At 53.0% G+C, this 19,098-nt stretch carries 19 protein-coding genes and 1 pseudogene; 14 read left to right on the forward strand and 6 right to left on the reverse strand.

Annotated elements, in window-relative coordinates:
• Positions 1 to 213: 213 nt before the first annotated feature.
• From recQ to selD, 5 genes are all read left to right on the forward strand, one after another.
• Positions 214 to 2,073, forward strand: a complete 1,860-nt coding sequence (gene recQ, locus MIH19_RS10885) for a DNA helicase RecQ (protein WP_249008988.1) — start codon at positions 214 to 216, stop codon at positions 2,071 to 2,073.
• Positions 2,074 to 2,190: 117 nt separating this feature from the next.
• On the forward strand, positions 2,191 to 3,717 hold the full coding sequence (locus MIH19_RS10890) for a GNAT family N-acetyltransferase (protein WP_249008870.1): 1,527 nt from the start codon (positions 2,191 to 2,193) through the stop codon (positions 3,715 to 3,717).
• 91 nt (positions 3,718 to 3,808) lie between these two features.
• Complete coding sequence (locus MIH19_RS10895; RefSeq protein WP_249008871.1) at positions 3,809 to 4,207, forward strand: hypothetical protein; 399 nt, start codon at positions 3,809 to 3,811, stop codon at positions 4,205 to 4,207.
• An 82-nt stretch (positions 4,208 to 4,289) separates the two neighbouring features.
• On the forward strand, positions 4,290 to 5,030 hold the full coding sequence (locus MIH19_RS10900) for a hypothetical protein (protein WP_249008872.1): 741 nt from the start codon (positions 4,290 to 4,292) through the stop codon (positions 5,028 to 5,030).
• Positions 5,030 to 7,309 carry a selenide, water dikinase SelD gene (selD, locus tag MIH19_RS10905; RefSeq protein ID WP_249008873.1) on the forward strand — a complete coding sequence of 760 codons (2,280 nt, stop codon included), beginning with the start codon at positions 5,030 to 5,032 and terminating at the stop codon, positions 7,307 to 7,309. The genes MIH19_RS10900 and selD overlap by 1 nt, the downstream gene beginning before the upstream one ends.
• Here selD and MIH19_RS10910 read toward each other — a convergent pair.
• A complete protein-coding gene (locus tag MIH19_RS10910; protein ID WP_249008874.1) occupies positions 7,297 to 7,767 on the reverse strand; it encodes a hypothetical protein in 471 nt (156 codons plus the stop codon). The two genes, selD and MIH19_RS10910, sit on opposite strands and share 13 nt — an antisense overlap.
• 167 nt (positions 7,768 to 7,934) lie before the next feature.
• Between MIH19_RS10910 and MIH19_RS10915 the strand changes: the two genes are divergently transcribed.
• The 3 genes from MIH19_RS10915 to MIH19_RS10925 are packed head-to-tail and all read left to right on the forward strand — an operon-like array spanning position 7,935 to position 10,145.
• Positions 7,935 to 8,855 carry an ABC transporter ATP-binding protein gene (locus tag MIH19_RS10915; protein WP_249008875.1) on the forward strand — a complete coding sequence of 307 codons (921 nt, stop codon included), beginning with the start codon at positions 7,935 to 7,937 and terminating at the stop codon, positions 8,853 to 8,855.
• Positions 8,856 to 8,874: 19 nt separating this feature from the next.
• Entirely contained in the window at positions 8,875 to 9,636 is a 762-nt protein-coding gene (locus MIH19_RS10920) for an ABC transporter permease (RefSeq protein ID WP_249008876.1), read from the forward strand.
• Positions 9,633 to 10,145, forward strand: a complete 513-nt coding sequence (locus MIH19_RS10925) for a DUF192 domain-containing protein (RefSeq protein WP_249008877.1) — start codon at positions 9,633 to 9,635, stop codon at positions 10,143 to 10,145. Before MIH19_RS10920 ends, MIH19_RS10925 begins: the two co-directional genes overlap by 4 nt.
• Here the strand turns inward: MIH19_RS10925 and MIH19_RS10930 are convergent.
• Complete coding sequence (locus MIH19_RS10930; RefSeq protein ID WP_249008878.1) at positions 10,142 to 10,933, reverse strand: enoyl-CoA hydratase; 792 nt, start codon at positions 10,931 to 10,933, stop codon at positions 10,142 to 10,144. The two genes, MIH19_RS10925 and MIH19_RS10930, sit on opposite strands and share 4 nt — an antisense overlap.
• A 205-nt stretch (positions 10,934 to 11,138) precedes the next feature.
• On the opposite strand from MIH19_RS10930, the gene MIH19_RS22450 reads away from it, so the two are divergent.
• A complete protein-coding gene (locus MIH19_RS22450; RefSeq protein ID WP_283164114.1) occupies positions 11,139 to 11,273 on the forward strand; it encodes a hypothetical protein in 135 nt (44 codons plus the stop codon).
• A 135-nt stretch (positions 11,274 to 11,408) separates the two neighbouring features.
• Here the strand turns inward: MIH19_RS22450 and MIH19_RS10935 are convergent.
• A pseudogene (locus MIH19_RS10935) lies at positions 11,409 to 11,495 on the reverse strand (IS200/IS605 family transposase); the annotation flags it as partial.
• Positions 11,496 to 11,515: 20 nt separating this feature from the next.
• On the opposite strand from MIH19_RS10935, the gene MIH19_RS10940 reads away from it, so the two are divergent.
• Positions 11,516 to 12,730 (forward strand): transposase, encoded by a 1,215-nt coding sequence (locus MIH19_RS10940; RefSeq protein ID WP_249013660.1) that lies wholly within the window; start codon positions 11,516 to 11,518, stop codon positions 12,728 to 12,730.
• A gap of 39 nt (positions 12,731 to 12,769) precedes the next feature.
• On the opposite strand, the gene MIH19_RS10945 is transcribed toward MIH19_RS10940, so the two are convergent.
• Positions 12,770 to 13,255 (reverse strand): DUF1456 family protein, encoded by a 486-nt coding sequence (locus MIH19_RS10945; RefSeq protein ID WP_249008879.1) that lies wholly within the window; start codon positions 13,253 to 13,255, stop codon positions 12,770 to 12,772.
• 377 nt (positions 13,256 to 13,632) lie between these two features.
• Here MIH19_RS10945 and MIH19_RS10950 point away from each other — a divergent pair, with 377 nt between their 5' ends.
• Positions 13,633 to 13,965, forward strand: a complete 333-nt coding sequence (locus tag MIH19_RS10950; protein WP_249008880.1) for a hypothetical protein — start codon at positions 13,633 to 13,635, stop codon at positions 13,963 to 13,965.
• 91 nt (positions 13,966 to 14,056) lie between these two features.
• Here the strand turns inward: MIH19_RS10950 and MIH19_RS10955 are convergent, their stop codons facing one another.
• Positions 14,057 to 14,704: an alternative oxidase gene (locus MIH19_RS10955; protein ID WP_249008881.1), complete on the reverse strand. Its 648-nt coding sequence runs from the start codon at positions 14,702 to 14,704 to the stop codon at positions 14,057 to 14,059.
• 364 nt (positions 14,705 to 15,068) lie between these two features.
• On the opposite strand from MIH19_RS10955, the gene MIH19_RS10960 reads away from it, so the two are divergent.
• Together MIH19_RS10960 and MIH19_RS10965 are read left to right on the forward strand one after the other, a co-directional pair.
• Complete coding sequence (locus tag MIH19_RS10960; protein ID WP_249008882.1) at positions 15,069 to 16,340, forward strand: MFS transporter; 1,272 nt, start codon at positions 15,069 to 15,071, stop codon at positions 16,338 to 16,340.
• 131 nt (positions 16,341 to 16,471) lie between these two features.
• A complete protein-coding gene (locus tag MIH19_RS10965; protein WP_249008883.1) occupies positions 16,472 to 17,122 on the forward strand; it encodes a major royal jelly family protein in 651 nt (216 codons plus the stop codon).
• A 24-nt stretch (positions 17,123 to 17,146) separates the two neighbouring features.
• Here MIH19_RS10965 and MIH19_RS10970 read toward each other — a convergent pair whose 3' ends face one another.
• Complete coding sequence (locus tag MIH19_RS10970; protein ID WP_249008884.1) at positions 17,147 to 18,340, reverse strand: CoA transferase; 1,194 nt, start codon at positions 18,338 to 18,340, stop codon at positions 17,147 to 17,149.
• 261 nt (positions 18,341 to 18,601) lie between these two features.
• On the opposite strand from MIH19_RS10970, the gene MIH19_RS10975 reads away from it, so the two are divergent.
• Positions 18,602 to 18,832, forward strand: a complete 231-nt coding sequence (locus tag MIH19_RS10975) for a hypothetical protein (RefSeq protein WP_249008885.1) — start codon at positions 18,602 to 18,604, stop codon at positions 18,830 to 18,832.
• Positions 18,833 to 19,098: the final 266 nt, after the last annotated feature.

Below are 19,098 nucleotides of genomic sequence, written 5' to 3' on the forward strand. Positions count from 1 at the left end.
CCTTAAACGTTAATGAAGCTGCACGAATTTCCGCTGCTCCTTTGCTCTTAAATGACGACGCTGACGTATAACAACAGCGCTCAGGCTTATATTGATAATCCCACTGGGCAAAACACCCACCCTGAAATCTGCTATGATTCTGCCGCAGAAATACACAGTGCCGCTCTGTCGGCGCTGCTTCATTCAGGCTGCTTGCGGGTAAACCGGCTCATTATGTACTCCCATCAGGACTTCGATCAGCTCTCAAGCGAACGGCCCACAGCCGTGCAGACTCCCGAACAGGTGTTGCATGAAGTGTTTGGCTATGACAGCTTCCGCCCGTTACAGGAGGACATAGTAAAAGAACTGTGCGCCGGTGGCGACGCACTGGTGCTTATGCCCACCGGCGGCGGTAAATCCCTGTGTTATCAGGTTCCGGCCCTGGTACGCCCGGGCACCGGCATCGTGGTGTCGCCGTTGATAGCTCTGATGCAAGACCAAGTAACTGCCCTGAAAGAACTGGGAGTTAGAGCCGCTTTTTTGAATTCCACCATGGACTTCGAGCAAGCCAGAGCGACTGAATACGCTCTGATGTCAGGTGAGCTGGATTTGCTGTATTGCGCCCCGGAACGGCTGATTCAGCCCCGCACTATAGAACTGTTACACAATACCTCCATCGCTCTGTTTGCAATCGACGAGGCTCATTGTGTTTCCCAATGGGGTCACGACTTTCGTTCGGATTACTTGCAGCTGAGCATGTTGGCGCAAACTTTTCCGAACATACCACGTATCGCTTTGACTGCCACCGCCGATGAGCGCACCCGCAAAGAGATTGCCGAGCGCCTGTCGTTAACCCAAGCTCGGCATTTTATCAGCGGTTTTGATCGCCCTAATATTCAGTACAGAATTACGCCAAAAATCAATGCTAACAAACAGTTACTGGACTTTATCAAGACGGAACATGAAGGCGATTGCGGCATCGTTTACTGCCTTTCGCGCAAAAAAGTAGACGCCACCGCAAAGCTGTTGCAAGGCAAAGGTTACAACGCTCTTCCCTATCACGCTGGCTTGGCCACGGATGAGCGAGCATCAAACCAGGATCGTTTCCTGCGTGAAGACAGCGTTATTATTGTGGCTACCATCGCGTTTGGTATGGGCATAGACAAACCCGATGTGCGCTTTGTTGCCCACCTGGATTTGCCCAAAAGCCTTGAGGCTTATTATCAGGAAACAGGCCGTGCTGGCCGCGACGGCAAACCTTCTACCGCATGGATGGTTTACGGTTTGCAGGATGTTATCAAACTGCGGCAAATGCTGGAAACATCGCAGGGTAACGATCACTTCAAACGGGTTGAGCGACAAAAGCTTGACGCCATGCTGGGCCTTTGTGAGGTTACCGGTTGCAGGCGCAAGGTACTGCTGAACTACTTCGGCGACGAACTGGACCAACCCTGCGGCAATTGCGATACCTGCCTGACACCGCCGGAGACCTGGGATGGCACAGTTACCGTACAAAAAGCTCTGTCTTGCGTATTCCGCACCGGTCAGCGTTTTGGTGTGACCTACCTGATTGATGTGCTGCGCGGATCTGAAAACGATCGCCTCGTTCAAATGGGTCACCAGCAGGTATCCACTTACGGAATCGGCAAAGACTTAACCGCCAACGAGTGGAAATCGGTGTTTCGCCAACTGGTGGCAAACGGCTATCTGAGAGCAGATCCAGACGGTTACGGTGCTTTGCAACTGACCGAACAGTGCCGCCCCCTGTTGAAAGGCGAAGCCAGCGTTCAATTACGCAAAGATCCGGAGCCGCCAAAAAGCTCAGCGAAAGGCAGCTCCAGATCCGCTGCATCGGTGCGGGAGCAGATTACCGATCACGACGGTTGGGAAGCGCTGCGCGCATGCCGTAAACAGTTGGCCGATAAGCAGGGCGTGCCGCCCTACGTTATTTTTCACGACACCACGCTGTTCGACATGCTGGAGCGCCGGCCAGCCACTCTGGAGGAGCTTGCCGACGTTAGCGGTGTGGGCGCTGCAAAGCTGGAAAAATACGGAGATCTGTTTTTACAAACGCTGAACAGCTTGCGCAGCTAAACGGAACGTCATGCCCGGGTTTTCAGCTTCTGTTAAACTCTATCGTCTTTTACTCTCTGAGGGCGCGTGTTTTTACCGCGCCACCAATTGACTTAACGCCTGCGGGAGCCGCTGTTTATGGCCCATGAAGAACTGCACTTGAACCTTCGCAACTTGACGTTGAATGATTACGACCAACTGCAAATACTAATGGACCGGGTGTACCATGACATTGGAGGTGCCTGGCCCCGCGACACCATCAAAGCCCTGGTAGACCAGTTTCCAGACGGCCAGATCTGCATTGAAGAAAGCGGCGAATTGGTAGCCGTGGCGCTGACAGTTGCCGTGCAGTACGAACGGTTCAGCAATCCGCACACCTATGACGATCTTATCATGCGTGATGAGAAGCTTCGGCACGATGCAAAAGGCGATTCTTTGTACGGGTTGGATGTGTTCATTCACCCGGAATACCGCGGTTATCGCCTCGGCCGACGGCTTTATGAGGCTCGCAAAGAACTGTGCCGCTCTATGAACTTACGGGCCATTCTAGCGGGCGGGCGCATTCCTTTTTATCATAAATACAAAGACCACTGCACACCGGCCGAATACATCGAGCGGGTAAGCCGTAAAGATATTTATGATCCGATTCTGAGCTTTCAGCTTTCCAATGACTTTCAAGTTACCCGGTTATTGCACAAGTATTTGCCGGAAGATGAAAAATCCCTGGGCTATGCCACCCTGCTGGAATGGCGGAACATTTTGTACGTCCCCCCCTCTTCTGTGCTCAACACACGCAAAACCCAAGTTCGTATGGGTGCGGTGCAGTGGCAAATGCGTGAATTCGCATCGGTTGAGGAAGTGTTGACGCAGGTTGAGTATTTTGTGGATGCCTTGTCGGATTACAAAAGCGACTTCGCTCTATTCCCTGAGTTTTTCAATGCGCCTTTGATGGGCCTGACGGATCAGGTTGACCAAACTCGTGCAGTACGTTTCCTGGCTGGCTTTACCGAGCAGTTTCGTAACGAAATGTCTGACATGGCGGTCAGTTACAACATCAATATCATCACCGGCTCCATGCCGCTGCTTGAAAACGACCGGGTCTACAACGTCTCGTACTTGTGCCACCGCGATGGCCGTGTTGATGAACAACGAAAAATTCACATAACGCCGCACGAACGCCGTGACTGGGTGATTGAAGGCGGCAACGAGTTCAAGGTGTTCGAAACAGACGCCGGCCGCGTTGCTATTCTGATCTGCTATGACATTGAGTTCCCGGAACTGGGGCGCATGGCAGCTGAGCAAGAAGTAGACATCATTTGCGTACCCTTCTGGACTGATACCAAAAACAGCTATCTACGGGTACGCCACTGCGCCCAGGCACGCGCGATCGAAAACGAGTGCTACGTGGTGATCACCGGCAGTGTTGGTAACTTACCGAAGGTAGAAAACCTGGACGTGCAGTACGCGCAGTCTTCGGTGTTCTCACCCTCGGATTTTGCCTTCCCCCACGATGCGGTAATGGCAGAAACTACACCAAACACTGAAATGATCATGTTCTCTGATTTGGATCTGGCAAAATTAACGTTGGTGCGTAATGAAGGTTCGGTGACCAACCTGAAAGATCGCCGGGTTGATCTCTATCAGCTAAAAACACGTCCTTTCTAACAGTGGGTTGAAAAACCGGTCGAACCTTGTACTTTAGGGAGTAAGCAACAAGGTTCGTTAAAAGCTGACATGACGGCAGGAATCTTTACTGATGAATGAGGCATTGCCCGATTTACGCGCCCGCTTCCGTTTTCGGCGCGGACTGTTTCGTAAAGAACGTGTTAATGTTCCAGTGTTTGAGTTGGACACTTACGGCTGCGTATTGAAAAGTGACAAAGTGTTCGAACCGGGCGACACCATTATTCTGGACCTGGTGATGACCATGCCGGTAGACGAAATCTGCGCCCAAGGCATAAGCGGCGTAATTATCCAGCGTCGAAAACACTGTAGCAATTTTTTTTACTCCGTTGAGTTTGTGGATCCAGACCCACAAAAAAATCCCCATTTGAATGATCGCTTAAGTCGTATTCGCAGTGTGTTAAACAGAAAGCAGTCCATTCAATCCCGCCGCTCATCAGGCCCCGGCGCAGCGTTACATAAGACGGCCTGAACCAACTCTGTAGTGATTTTCAGCTATTCAGTTGTGCCATTCACAGCAAATGTATTGCCCCAACCCGCCTGAGGACACCATCATGGCCAAGAAAGAAAAGCCAAAAAACGTCGAAAAGATAGTAAAAAAAGTAAACAAGAAGTTCGCTAAAACAACGTCACACATTGAAAGTCTGTTTAATGATGCTCTGAAGCAGTTCGACAATCTGCAAAACCAGATAAAACAACCTGTGCACAAGCTGCGTAAAGACATAGACGAGTTGCGCGATCGCGAAATGAAGCGCTTCAACGACGAATTCGAGCGTCGGCTTCAAGAGTTTCAAGAAATGCAAAACAGCCTGCTGGAACGATTGGGCATAGGACACGCCGACGAAGGTAAGCCAAGCAAAAAGAAACCGATGTTGCCGACTCCTGCAGTATCCAAGAAAAAAAAGGCAAAGTCTGAGTCTGTAGCACCCTCGGAATCCGCGCCATCAAAATCAAAAGCACCGAAATCTAAAGCGCCCAAAAAAACCAGGGCCAAAGCCGCACCTGCGCCAGCACCTACTTCTACAACTGCGCCTACATTTACTGAAGCACCGGCAAAGGCACCCGCTCAAGCTCCAGCAAAGACCAAGGCAAAATCAACTCAACTGGCAGATCCCGCCGACCTGACCCGAATCAAAGGCATTGGCCCCGCTACCCAGAAAAAAATGAACGAAGCCGGGTTGACCGCGATCGGCCAGATTGCTTACCCCAGCGCCGAAGACCAAGAAAAGCTGAAAGCGTTTGCCAGCATCAAGGGCTTTGACCAACTAGCGGCTGAAGCCAAGAAAATCGTTTAATGCAAAAGCCTGACCAGCCTGTATTACAGGACATTGTCCTGATTGGCGGCGGGCACAGCCACGTCGGGGTTCTGCGGCAGTTCGCCATGAACCCCGTAGCTGGTGTGCGTTTAACGCTGATTTGCCGCGACACCGACACGCCCTACTCTGGCATGCTGCCCGGTTACATTGCCGGCCACTACAGCCATGACGACGTCCATATCGATTTAAGCCGACTGGCTGAATTTTCTGGAGCGCGCTTTTACCGGGACGAAGCCATCGGCATCGATACCGCTACCCAGCATGTTATCTGCCGTGATCGCCCGCCCGTCAGCTACGATTTGCTCTCTATCAACATTGGCTCTTCACCACGTACTGCCGATGTAAAAGGTGCCGCCGAACACGCCGTACCCGTGAAACCTATTAACCGCTTTAATCGGCACTGGCTTGACTTGCTTGACCGCATAAAACAACACCAGGGCCCGTTCACACTGGCGGTGGTAGGTGCAGGCGCTGGCGGCGTTGAGATGGCTATGGCCATGCAATACCGCTTGCAGAATGAACTACGCAACATTGCCAGCCAGGCGGTAGAACTCCATGTGCACATACTGGATGCCGCTGACACGATATTGCCCACCCACAGCCCTAAAGTACGTGCCGTGTTTGAACGCACCCTGGCTGAGCGGGGTGTGAATGTTCACTTGGGTGCGGCAGTAACCGAGGTAACCGCCCGAACCTTACACATTGAAGGCGAAAAATCGCCCTTAATAACGGACGAAGTGCTCTGGGTAACCCGCGCCGGCGGTCCGAAATGGTTGACCCAAACCGGACTGGCGCTGGACAACGGCTTGTTTATTCGAGTTCGCGATACGCTTCAGGTTGAAAACGACGATCGCATTTTTGCGGTTGGTGATATTGCCAACATGATTCACCACCCGCGCGAAAAAGCCGGGGTATTTGCGGTACGCCAAGGCAAACCGCTGGCCGATAATCTGCGCCGAATGGCCCTTGGCAAAACGCCGTTGAACTATCACCCTCAGAAAAAATGGCTGGCGTTAATTTCTACCGGTGACCGCTACGCGGTGGCCTCGCGCGGTAAACTGAGCGTATCCGGCGCGTTGGTGTGGCGCTGGAAAGACCAGATCGACCGTCGCTTTATGAAGAAATTCAAAGAGCTGCCGGCCATGCCTGATAATCAGGTTAAACCGGATACAGGCGCTGCACGCTCCGCCGACGATGCCGCCCAAGCGCTGTCTTTGGCCACCATGCGCTGCGGAGGTTGCGGCGCTAAGGTCGGAAGCACGGTATTGTCCCGCGCGCTGTCAAAGCTTCAGCCGGTGAACCGCGATGATGTCATTGTCGGCCTTCACGCTCCGGACGATGCAGCCGTATTGCGCATTCCTCCGGGCAAAGCCATTGTACAAACGGTGGACTTCTTCCGTGCCTTTATTGACGATCCCTACCTGTTTGGTCAGATTGCCGCCAATCACAGCCTGGGGGATATTTTTGCCATGGGTGCAATACCGCAAAGCGCAACGGCTATCGCCACCGTGCCCTACGGCATCGAAAGCAAAGTGGAAGAGCAAATCTACCAGATGATGGCGGGGGCTGTATCCGTGCTGAATAACGCCGATTGCGCTTTGGTGGGTGGGCATACCGGCGAAGGCCAGGAACTGGCTCTGGGGTTTGCGGTGAACGGCCTGATCGATCCCGATGTGCTGATGAGCAAGGGCGGAATGCAACCCGGTGACGCCATTATTCTCACCAAGCCCATAGGCACCGGTACTCTGCTGGCCGCACATGCGAAGCTTATTGCCAAAGGCCGTTGGATTGACGCAGCCCTGCGCTGCATGGTGCAGTCCAGCGCCAGCGCTGCCGAGTGTTTTCAGCAACACGGCGCCACAGCGTGCACCGACGTTACCGGCTTTGGTCTGCTTGGGCACCTGGCAGAAATGCTGCGCCCCTCGAGTTGCGCTGCAGAGCTTAATCTTGCTGCCATACCGCTACTGGACGGCGCATTAGAAACCAGCAGCCAGGGCATTCTAAGCTCGCTACACATGGCCAACAGCGGCGCAGCCAGCCGTATTGAGCAGGTCGGCCAGTGGCAAAATCATCCGGTTTATCCGCTGCTGTTTGACCCGCAAACCGCAGGAGGCTTGCTAGCAAGCGTGCCTGCGAGCAATGTTGAAGACTGTTTGTTGGCATTACGCCAGTGTGGCTATTCTCACGCCGCGGTGGTCGGCGTTGTTAAAGAAACCCTTGCCAATGCCAACATAACCTTGGTGGATCAATCGGCCTGAAACACCAGTCTGAACGGCGGTTGATCGCCCAGCGGCGTCATGCCCTTTTGCAAGTCTACGCGCCAGATCATAGCGTTGCCGGTGGTACAAAAAGGCGCGGAAAATTCTGCGTAATAGCCATTGCCTTCGCGCACCAGTGGCACCGGGTATTCGCCCATGTACATAGACTCGCCGCGTAACACCACTAATAACGGCTGTGGAGCGCCAGGGGCTACAATATCCAAGCGATAATTGTTCTCGGTGTCGTTATTCGTGGTGATGTCAGACAGGCTTACCCGCCAGCTTTGGCCCTGTTGTTGCCAGTCACAGTCGCTCTGCTGAAGGTTACAAGTGCTGGTTTGTTGCCCGGTCTTTTCACTGTTTGAGCCATCGAGCCAGCGCAACGCCAGAACGGCGACGGCAATAACCCCTACAATCAACCCTATTTTCAAACCCGAAGCCCTTATCCCACGTATCATTGGCACGCCTTGTTGCAGAAAATGGCATTATGGACATTGTTCCCGCCCATTCAAAGGTTTCTAAGACGATCAAAGTCATGACAAAATGATCGCTTGCTACCGTTCAGTCAATGCTTACTCATTTGAAAACAGGCCAGTATTTACTTATTTTAAAATAGGATGATGTCGTGCAACCGGAAATTTCCGTAAAAAATCTCAACAAATCCTACGAAAGCGGCTTTCAGGCCCTGAAGGACATCAATCTGGACATCAGCCGCGGCGAAATTTTTGCGCTGTTAGGCCCCAACGGCGCGGGCAAAACCACGCTGATCAGTATTATTTGCGGGCTGGTGAACATGTCGTCGGGTCAAGTTCTGGCGGGGGGTAACGATATCATTCGCGACTATCGTAAAGCGCGGCAGGCCATAGGTCTGGTGCCGCAAGAGCTCGCCACCGATTCGTTTGAAACCGTTTGGGCCGCTGTCTCTTTCAGCCGTGGGTTGTTCGGTAAACCGGCAAATCCGGCTCACATTGAAAAAATACTGAAGGCACTGTCGCTGTGGGACAAGCGCAACAACCACATAATGACGTTGTCTGGCGGCATGAAACGCCGAGTGATGATTGCCAAAGCCCTCTCCCACGAGCCACGTATCCTGTTTCTGGACGAACCCACCGCCGGCGTAGACGTAGAACTGCGTCGGGACATGTGGGCGCTGGTTCGGCAGCTACGGGAAAGTGGCGTCACCATCATTCTGACTACCCACTACATCGAAGAAGCCGAAGAAATGGCGGATCGTATTGGGGTTATCCGCCAAGGTGAAATCATATTGGTGGAAGATAAAAACCGGCTGATGAGCAAGTTGGGGAAAAAAGAATTGCGCCTGCAACTGCAGAACAAACTCGAGTCCTTACCCCCCGAACTGGCGGCGGAAGCCCTGGAGCTGTCAGAGTCTGGCCATGAACTGATTTACACCTTTAACACCCAGCACGAGCAGACTGGCATTTCCCACCTGCTGCGAACGCTAGGCGACCTGGGTATTGAATACCGCGACTTGAAAACCCGGGAAAGCTCTCTTGAAGACATATTTGTTGGGCTGGTGCACCAGTAAACACCCTATGGAGAACGGCATGAATTTTTACGGCGTAAGCGCCATTTACAAATTTGAAATGGCCCGCATGAAGCGGACCCTTATGCAAAGCATACTCTCGCCGGTGATTTCCACGTGCTTGTATTTCGTGGTATTCGGCTCGGCCATAGGCTCTCGCATGGGCGATATTGGCGATGTGCCTTACGGCGCATTCATCGTCCCGGGTTTGGTAATGCTGTCACTGTTGATGCACAGCATTTCCAACGCATCTTTCGGCATCTACATGCCAAAATTTTCAGGTACCGTTTACGAGGTGCTTTCGGCGCCCATATCCTATATAGAGGTAATATTAGGTTACGTAGGTGCTGCGGCCACAAAATCGGTGATACTGGGCTTAATTATTCTGATTACATCGAAATTTTTTGTCGACTACAGCATTTTACACCCGTTCTGGATGGTGTCTTTTCTGGTGCTGACCTCCGTCACCTTCAGCTTGTTTGGCTTTATAATCGGTATCTGGGCTGACAATTTCGAAAAGTTACAAGTTGTTCCAATGATGATTGTGACTCCCCTGACATTTCTGGGCGGCACCTTTTATTCAATCGACATGCTGCCCGACATTTGGCAAACCGTCAGCCTGTTCAATCCCGTGGTGTATCTGATCAGTGGATTTCGCTGGGCATTTTTCGGCGTGTCAGACGTGCATATTGGCGTTAGCCTACTGATGACGCTGGGGTTTCTGACCGCCTGTTTGGTGACCATAAGCTGGATTTTCAAAACCGGATACAAACTGCGCCCATGAAACTGGTAGCGTTCAAACCAAGAATGATTGCCCTGAGAGCATCGCTGCTGATGGCGGCGTGCACCACGAGCGCCAGTGCTATTGAGTCTCAGGTGTTACCGGCGCGAGCAGCGTGCTTTGTCAGTGAAGAACAGAGCGTTACCGTTAGCCTGGAGTGGGCCGAAACAGCAGAACAGCGGCGCATCGGCCTGATGGGGCGGGAAAAATTGAAAGACCGCAGCGGTATGTTGTTTGACTACGGCAGCCTTCAGTCTGCCGAAAACAGCTTTTGGATGCGCAACACACTGATAGCGTTAGACATTGCCTATGTAAACGAGCAAGGCAGCATTGTGGCCATTAATCGGATGGAGCCTTGCGAATCTGTGGCGGCGTTCAATTGCCCGACTTACCCGGCAGGCGCCGAATATGTTCAGGCTATCGAGATGAACGCCGGTTTTTTTAGCCGTTATCAGTTAACGCTGGGCGATCGCTTACTGACAAATCCGGCGCTTTGCGCCAATGGATCTTAGCGATCCAGCCACTTAGCCGGCCGCTTCGCCAGAAACGCGCAAATGCCCTCTTCCGCATCCTCAGCTTCCAGATTCTTCGCCATTACCTCTGAGGTGTAGGCATAAGCCTCGTGCAGGGGCATTTCCAGCTGACTGTAAAACGCCTGTTTGCCAATTTTTAGAGTGTGACCAGATTTACTGGCAATTGTAGCCGCCAGCTGCGCAACCGCATTCTTCAGCTCGCTATCGGCAACCACCCGATTCACCAGCCCGATTTGCTCGGCTCGCGCCGCATTGATCATCTCGCCGGTGAGCAACATTTCCATCGCGTGTTTTGGTGATACGTTACGAGACAGCGCCACCATTGGCGTGGAACAGAACAAACCAATATTTACCCCGGGCGTCGCGAAACGCGCCGTTTCACCGGCAACCGCCAGATCGCAACTGGCCACCAGCTGGCAGCCCGCCGCTGTGGCTACGCCATCAACCCGGGCGATCACCGGTTTCGGCAAATTCACAATCTGCTGCATCACCTTGCTGCACAACTCAAACAGCGACAGCATAAACGGCGTGCTGCCGAGCTGACCCTGCACCTCTTTCAAATCATGACCGGCACAAAACACCTTGCCACTGGCGGCCAAAACTACAACCCGCGTTGCGGCGTCATCGGCCAATATCATCAATTGGTCATGCAGCGCCTGCAGCATCGTCATCGACAAACTGTTACGACCGGTCGGATTGTTCAGCGTCAGCGTGGTTACGCCGCCCGTATTATCGACTAACAGCAGGGAATCCGATTCAGACGTCATGATGCCATCCTCTTATTTACAATTTTTATTCAGAACGTTAGGTTGCGCTTTCAAGTATTGAATAGCCTGACAATCATGTCGACGCGACATTCGCAGCATGACGGAAAATTCATGCGCCAGAGCTTGAGATTCTCTTGCTTGACCGACAACCTACTCTGAATCATCAAAAATACACAGTGACTGAAAACCTGACGGGGATATACCCATGAATAAATCCAATATTCTGAAAGCCGTAGTCGGGCTGGCGATCATCATCGGGGGTGTGCTGGTGATACTGGAAGACAATCCACAGCCGCCCACGGGAGACATCAACCGGATTGAGCCCTTGCCGAAGCAGTAACCCGGAACGGTGCTTGTGAATATTTTATCGGAATGCGCGGAAAACCTCGGCTTTCAGGCCGGGGATGAATAGCGCGGACACCGCAGGTGTCCCTCTCGTTAGCAACATTCTCATTCCGGCGTTTGCTGCTGCGCCGCGACGATATTTCGTCACAAATACCAAGTGAACGTGCATCCTAAAAACGCAATGCCGCCCGTGCCTAATATCATTGTTTTTTTCCATAGACTAACTATGGTTGAGCTATGAAACGCCTTCAAGCATTCAAATTTCAGATTGAGCCAAACGGTGAGCAAATCCGCGCCATGCGTCAGTACGCTGGTAATGCTCGCAAGATTTGGAATTTGGCTTTGAATCGTCAGCAAGAGCTACAGACTGCCGGTGAAAAATTCACCAATAGCTTTGGCATGAATAATTGGCTGCCAGCGTGGAAGCAGGAATTCTCGTACTTGTGCGACTCTCCCTCACAAACACTACAACAAGTCACAAAAGACCTGGCCGCTGCGTACAAGAACTTCTTTGAGAAGCGTGCCGATTTTCCACAATTCAAGAAAAAAGGTAGGTCGTCAGACAGCTTTCGCTTTCCGCAAGGTTTCGAGATTGACGAAGCCAATCGACGTATTCGACTCCCAAAGCTAGGCTGGATTCGCTACCGCAAGAGCCGTGGCATCATCGGACTGGCAAAGAACATCACCGTTTCCTGTGTGGCTGGCAAGTGGTACGCCAGCATTCAGACCGAGCGCGAAGTTGGGCAGCCACTACATCCATCAACGTCGATAGTCGGCCTCGATGCGGGTATCACGCTATTCGCGACGCTCTCTGACGGCACGATGTTCGAGCCGGTCAATGCGCTGCGTACCAGCGCTGCTAAGATGGCAAAGTATCAGCGACGCATGAGCCGCAAGGTCAAATTCAGCAGCAATTGGAAAAAGGCGAAGGCCCGTATCACCAAGTTGCATCAACGGGTTGCTCATACCCGCAATGACTTTCTCCACAAGACCTCGAACATCATCAGCAAAAACCACGCGATGGTCGTCATCGAAGATCTGAAAGTCACGAATATGAGCAAGTCAGCAAGCGGCACACTTGAGGCACCAGGACGAAACGTAAACGCCAAATCCGGCCTTAATAAGTCGATTCTCGATCAGGGCTGGGGCGAGTTCCGCCGCCAGTTGGAATACAAACAGGCGTGGCTGGGCGGTGAAGTGTTTGCCGTCAACCCTCGTAACACCAGCCGGACGTGTCCGGCCTGCGGTCATATTTCCGCAGAGAATCGCAAGACTCAATCGCAATTCGAATGTGTCGAATGTGGGTATGCTGAAAATGCAGACCTCAACGCCGCCATCAATATTTTAAGGGCAGGTCATGCCCGGTTAACCTGTGAAGTGAACGGTGCGGTAATGCCGTCAGCAACAGGAACCCACCGAAGCGACTCAAGGATGGCTCAATGCCACGCCTGAGCGCAGTAGGAATCCCCGCCCTTCAGGGCGGGGAGGATGTCAAAGTTCCGAAGCTGAATCACTATGGTTTGGCCGTACCTGGCGCTGCAAGCCCAGCAAAAAGTTTCGAAGAATCTGGTCTTTGCACTCCCGGTAATTCTTATTACCTGGTTTGCGGAAAAGCGCACTTAATTCATGGTTACTTAATTGAAGCTCTACCAACTGAAAAATAGCTAGAATATCGTCAGTCTTTAAATTTAAAGCAATTCGCAGCTTCTGGAATACAATATTATTATTGAGCTGTTTTTCTGGCTCTGGTTGCTCACCATCGCGTTTGCCACGCTTATAGATAATGAAGCCATTAAGAAAAACGGCTAGAGCTGTGTCATTTAGCTTGAGAAAAGTATCGTCCTCGTCTTTTTTCAACCAGGCAGAAACTTGCTCTTCGGTTACGGTAAAATCGGCCAAAGCAAAGATTTCAATCATCGTACTATCGTTTAAATCAAAGATATAACGTACACGGCGTAAAACATCATTATTGGTCAAAATGTAATTCCTAGTCTTTGGTGAATCCAGCTCAGTTAAAACCGTCTTTTAGAACACAATATTTTACCATAACTGCAACTTCTAACCCGAACCGATTGTCACCTTTCCTAGTGATCTTCGAATGTTCATTACTCTCAACCTTCCTGTAGCGGCAGACCAAATTCGATGATCGATTCTCAGACAGAAGACGTGATGCAAAGCGTCGAAAAGGTGATTCAGGACCCCCTTCGATTCAAGCTGAAACTTGACATCGGCGAGGACGCTTACACGTCGCTAAAGCTCAAGAAGCACCTCATCGACAGTGTAGATGCAGCTACCGGCGCAACAACGGGCGTTGCCGTTGCACAGTCGTCGCTGGTCGCTTCAACTACAAATCCATGTCTAACGAGATCATCTCGTTTCTTACCGGTGTAGCAGAAGCCGACGGAGCCATTGACGAGCGCGAGGAGATGGCCATAGAACGTGTCAGCACAATTTTCCTGACCGTAAACTCTTTCTCTACCACTGTATCTGAAGGTGCGAAGGCAGGAATGGAAGGCCTGAATCGTCAACGGCAATCTGCTCTATCGGGCATAGCGGCTGGAATTCAAGCCTCGAAAAAGAGTTTTGGTTCTTTAGGACAAAAATCGAAGACTGTTTTTTTCGGGCTTGGGCGTAAAAAAAATGCCAGCACGCCTAAGGTTCCTCCACAGAAGTCGCCGCGCCCCTAAGATTCCATAACGTAAGAGGCGGCGGCACTGGCACTGCACATTCACGCCAAATATTTAATTAAGAGCCTGGCCTGAAGACCAAAACACGTGATCAATGATCAAAACTATCGGCAAAGCGGTGGTTAACATCCCGATGACCCGCTTCATCAAGCCTGACCACTATAATGACATCGCGCAAAGTCGCATCGGCGGGCAATTTCCAATAGTCAATTGCAATCTGCGGCGCGGCCACGTTTTCCAAACGACCACTGTCTACCTCGGCCAGGTATTCACCATAGCTATACACCGCCTCTTCTTCGAAATAACCCACTAGCCGATGTGCGGTGCGGCCAGAAATAACATAGAGAAACAAAAAGCTGGTAAAGAAAACCCCCTGCGCAAGCAAAATCAGCACCCGTTCCAAAAAGCTGGGCTGAGCAATTTGTACAAACGTCATCAGGTGCATGCGTTCGTTTTCAGCCTCCTCCAGCAACGTGTGGATCCATTCCCGATTGTCTTCCATCCGACGAAGCGAGCGCATGTGCCCGACCATCCCGCCGACCATCCCCGGTACGGCTGCTACGGTTTCCAACACCACCGCACGGTGTCCATAACGCTTGGCAAAAAAAAGATCCGCAAAAAAACGTAGAAGCCTGGTTAAGCGAAAGGCCACGCGGTCAGAAAAGCCCGAAGGGGTATGATGTTTGCTCAGCGGATCACTGTTGTGTGCCGTTGAAAAAGACCCCAATGCTTCGTTCATGTCGACGATCTCCAAATTAAGCGTACCAAGACCCCAGAAAAAATACTGCCGATGTGGGGGACGTACGCGGCACCTATAATTACGTGGTTCACCAAGCAGTTAGATCACTGTCCCTTACATACTACTCGAATGTAACCATTTACTTTCTAGACGCTGGTGCTCGCCCACTTTCTGAGAAATCAGCATGACACCAAACGAAATAGATCTTTCCCGGTTTTGTGAAAGGAAAAACTGAGACAGGTTTATTTTTAAACACTATCTCTGGTACAACTAAAGCCCAAATTACATCTAAAAATCTAACCCGACTTCCGGTTTCCACGCTTCTGTTTCCGGGAATCCTCAATGCCTTACTGGCGGAGGTGGCATGAAGTCTCTCTCGAACACAGGGTTTGCGCTCTTTGGTGCAGCGCTGATCGCGATCAGTTACGGGCTAGCGCGCTTCGCCTTTGGTCTATTTGTACCCCCTATCCGGGCCGAGCTGGGTCTTACGCCTGAAGTAATCGGTATCATCGGCGCGCTGCCGCTTATCAGTTTCCTTCTGGCGACGTTGGTGGCACCGCTCTCCGCTGATCGTCTCGGTGCCCGCAACACAGCCGTCCTGTCGTGTGGTATTGGCGTCGTCGGTCTGGCGCTTATCAGCCAGGCGTCTGGTGCTCTGTCGCTCGGAGTGGGCGTGTTCGCGTGCGGCATCTGCACGGGCCTTATGATGCCGGCGCTCACGGCCGCCATGCAGGCTATGGTGAGCCGCGCGGTGCACGGCCGTGTCAGTTCAGTCATGAATGCGGGCACCAGCATTGGCGTGGCCGTTGCCGTACCGGTGGTTCTGTTCCTGTCTAGCGCTTGGCGCTCCGCGTACCTGTCCTTCGCCATTCTGGCGGGGATTGGCGCCGTTGCCGCGTGGTACTTTATCCCTTCCGTGTCTCGGGTCATTCCCGCGAATTCTGCGCCACCAACTCCGATCAGCGCCCTGCAGTGGTCGCGTCTGTTCAGGCTTTCGCTGTTTGCATTCGTGATGGGCTTCGTTTCCTCTGCGTACTGGATCTTCGCACCCGATTTAATGATCACCCTCGGCGGCCTACCACCCTCTGCAACCGGGTGGCTGTGGCTAGCGGTTGGTATCGCCGGCATCGGAGGTGCCGTGGTGGCCGACCTGGCCGATCGCAACAACCCACCCATCACACATTCACTGATGCTGGTGATGTTGTCCGCGAGTTTGGCACTACTTGCTGCCAGCCCTGATCAGCTGGTGCTCGCGGCATTCTCCGCGTTGGTCTTCGGTTTGGCCTATATGAGCCTGACAGGGCTCTATCTGATGACCGGCATCCGCCTGTTGCCGGGCCGATTGTCAATGGGGCCGGTACTACCATTCATGGCTGTCTCGCTCGGGCAGGCAACCGGCTCGCCCGTTGTCGGCATGCTAGTGAGCGAATTCGGCTACGCCAATGCATTTGCTACTTTCTCCGCGATCGGCATCCTGGTAGCAATGTTGTCGCCACTTTACCCGCGCTACATCGACCATGAGCCCGAGGAGGAGATTGAAGACCAAACCGGCCTTCAGGCGGCGTACAATAACCAGCTCCTGGACGAAGATGGCGAGCCTCTGGCAGCCGTCGCGGATGAGGCCGAGAACCCTTAGCAGACCACAGCACTTTGCTAGAGTCATCAGGATTCTAATAACACTGGTTTTATGACTATTCCTGCAGTTTTTACCACTAATAAGCCGCTGACAATACCGTAGATTGCTATTAAAGGTGGGTGCCAGCAGATGTGGCGCCGAAAGGCAGTTTTATTCAGGACTTGGTGGTTGACCGCGACCGGGGCTTTGCCTACTTGGCGGATATCGCCAATCCCGGCCTGCTGACGGTCAACCTGGCAAGTGGCGAGACCTGGCGCTTCCAAGGTCATGCATCGCTTCAACCGCAGGCCGATGCGCGCATGGTGATCAATGGCGAGGCCATACAGTTTGGCGGCGCACCCGCGAACGTCGGGTCCAATCCCATCACCCTGTCGGATGACCGCAGCATCGTCTACTTTGGCGCCATGAATGGTCTGGACTGGTTCAGCGTGCCTGCCAAACTGTTGCGCGAGCACGCCAGTGAACAGAAAATTGCGGATGCGATTGTCCGGGTTGGGCCCAAACCCGTGTCCGACGGTGCCGATACGGACGCCACAGGCCGACACTTCTTCACTAACCTCAATCACAACGGCATTGATGTACTGCCACCCGGAGGTAATCTGGAACCCCTGGTGCGAGACGAGCGTCTCAGCTGGCCTGACAGTGTTCGCATGGGCCCGCAGGGCTGGCTCTACGTTGCGGTCAATCAGCTGCACAAAGCGCCACCGTTCACAGGTGGTAAAGATCAAGGCAAGCCGCCCTACTTTATTTACAAGGTCTGGGTTGGAGGGGTTGAAGAGTAATACTGAAATCCATCGTGGCGGCTCTTACTCTGGCAGGCCTGCCACGCCTGAATCGACCATCGTTTGTATGTCGTCACTGGAATAGCCACAGCCTGCCAGCGAAGCCACTGTGTCCTGACCCAGGGCCGGTGCGCCTTGCCAGGGTTGCATTGGCGTGGCTGAGAATCGGGCCGGAGCGCGGGTCTGGCGAATGTGACCCGCCTGCGGGTGGTCATACTCCACCAGTAAGTCATTGGCCTGAACCTGTGGATGGTCGAGCACCTGCGTGCGGGTCAGTACCGGCGCGCAAGGCACCGACTCTTCTTCCAGTCGCGCCAGCCAATGCTCGGCAGAGTCTGTCCTGATTACGGACTGGATCAGATCGAGCCGGGCGTCGATGTTTTTCTGCCGTAGCTCTGCCGTCAGGAAACTCGGGTCCTCGGCCCATTCCGGCCGATTCACCGCACGGATCAGTGCCTGCCACTCGCGGTCATTCTGCACCGCAATGGTGATATAGCCAGTGGTGGTCTCGTAGATCAAATCCTGAAAGCTGGCAGCGGCCTGCTGTGGCAATTCGCCTTGCACAAATGTTTGGCTGCCCATGTCAGAACTCCACAGAAACGCGATGATGGCGTCCAGCATGGACAGCCGGACATGTTGACCCTCACCGGTGCGCTCGCGGGCAAACAGGGCCGCGGTGATGGCCTGGGCAGCAACAACGCCAGTGAGTTTGTCAGGCAGAATGGTTCTGACCAGTTGCGGACGACGTTCGTCAGTGCCGGCCTGCACCGTGGCCAAACCAGACAGGGCCTGGATCAGCGGATCGTAAACCGGCCGCTGGGCAAAGGGACCGGTGTCACCAAACCCACTGATGGACACCATAATCAGGTTCGGAGCCACCTTGCGCAATTCGTCCTCGCCCAGGCCCATCCTGTCGATCACACCGGGGCGGAAATTCTGCACAAACACATCGGCGGTGGCCACCAGCTTTAACAGCGCTTCGCGACCCGCCGGCTCTTTCAGATTGAGCGCGACCGATTTCTTATTGCGGTTGTTATTGAGAAAAGACGCTGACACATTGCCCTGCCGATTGGCGGCAGAGCGGGTGAAATCGCCGCCGGAAGGATTTTCGACCTTGATCACCTCAGCGCCCTGGTCTGCCAGCATCATAGTAGCCAGAGGGCCAGACACCATGGCGGTCAGGTCAATAATTCGGATGCCGTTGAGTGGGCCCGTCATGTAGGTGCTCCTGTCATTTAGGTGCCTTTATCATTTAGGTGCTTCTGTCATCGGCTCAATTTTATACCCGCAGCACGAGGCAGATTCCGCCAGTCCCAGTCTGCTGATACAGACTGCACACTGGCGAAGGTCGCCTGATGCCGGTTTTCCTTTAACCCATTCGCGAACGTATATTGAAAAAGATAAAACGCTTTTTTACAAGTGCATTTTGACCGTTAATGTTTAGCGATAACCACCGAGACACTAGAAGGGAAAAGGAAATTGTCGTCACAACGTCGTAATTGGAATGTCTGGTTTGGACTGCTGCTTGGAGCTTTAGGGCTTATCCACGTAGTCAGTATGTCAGTAAGCGCCGTGGCGGAATTGCCCCACATACTGGCGGCACTAACCGTTCTGATCCCGCTGACGATGTTTGGCGTTGTGTTGCGAAGCCCATGGCCAGCGGCATTGGCGCTCGTTCTCCTTGCTGTTATAAACATAACGCTGACCTGAGGGTTGTTGAGGCCTGATACTCCGCGGAAGTCGGGAGTCGCATCAGGAAGTCGGGCTCAGTCGCCGCACGCGCTACCAGAGCGCCTGCGGCGACAACGCCGGACTGGATTTCGGTCAAGCTGCTGGAGCGGACCACTCGAAACCTTCGTCTTAACTCTGCAGGTGAGCGAGTTTTCGCGCAATGCAGGGTAACTCTAGACTCTGCACGTGATGTGCTGGACGTAGCGGATCAGATTTGTGGTGAGCCTCAAGGGCGGCTGAAAATC

Source organism: Marinobacter sp. M1C (genome assembly GCF_023314135.1).
Lineage (GTDB): Bacteria > Pseudomonadota > Gammaproteobacteria > Pseudomonadales > Oleiphilaceae > Marinobacter.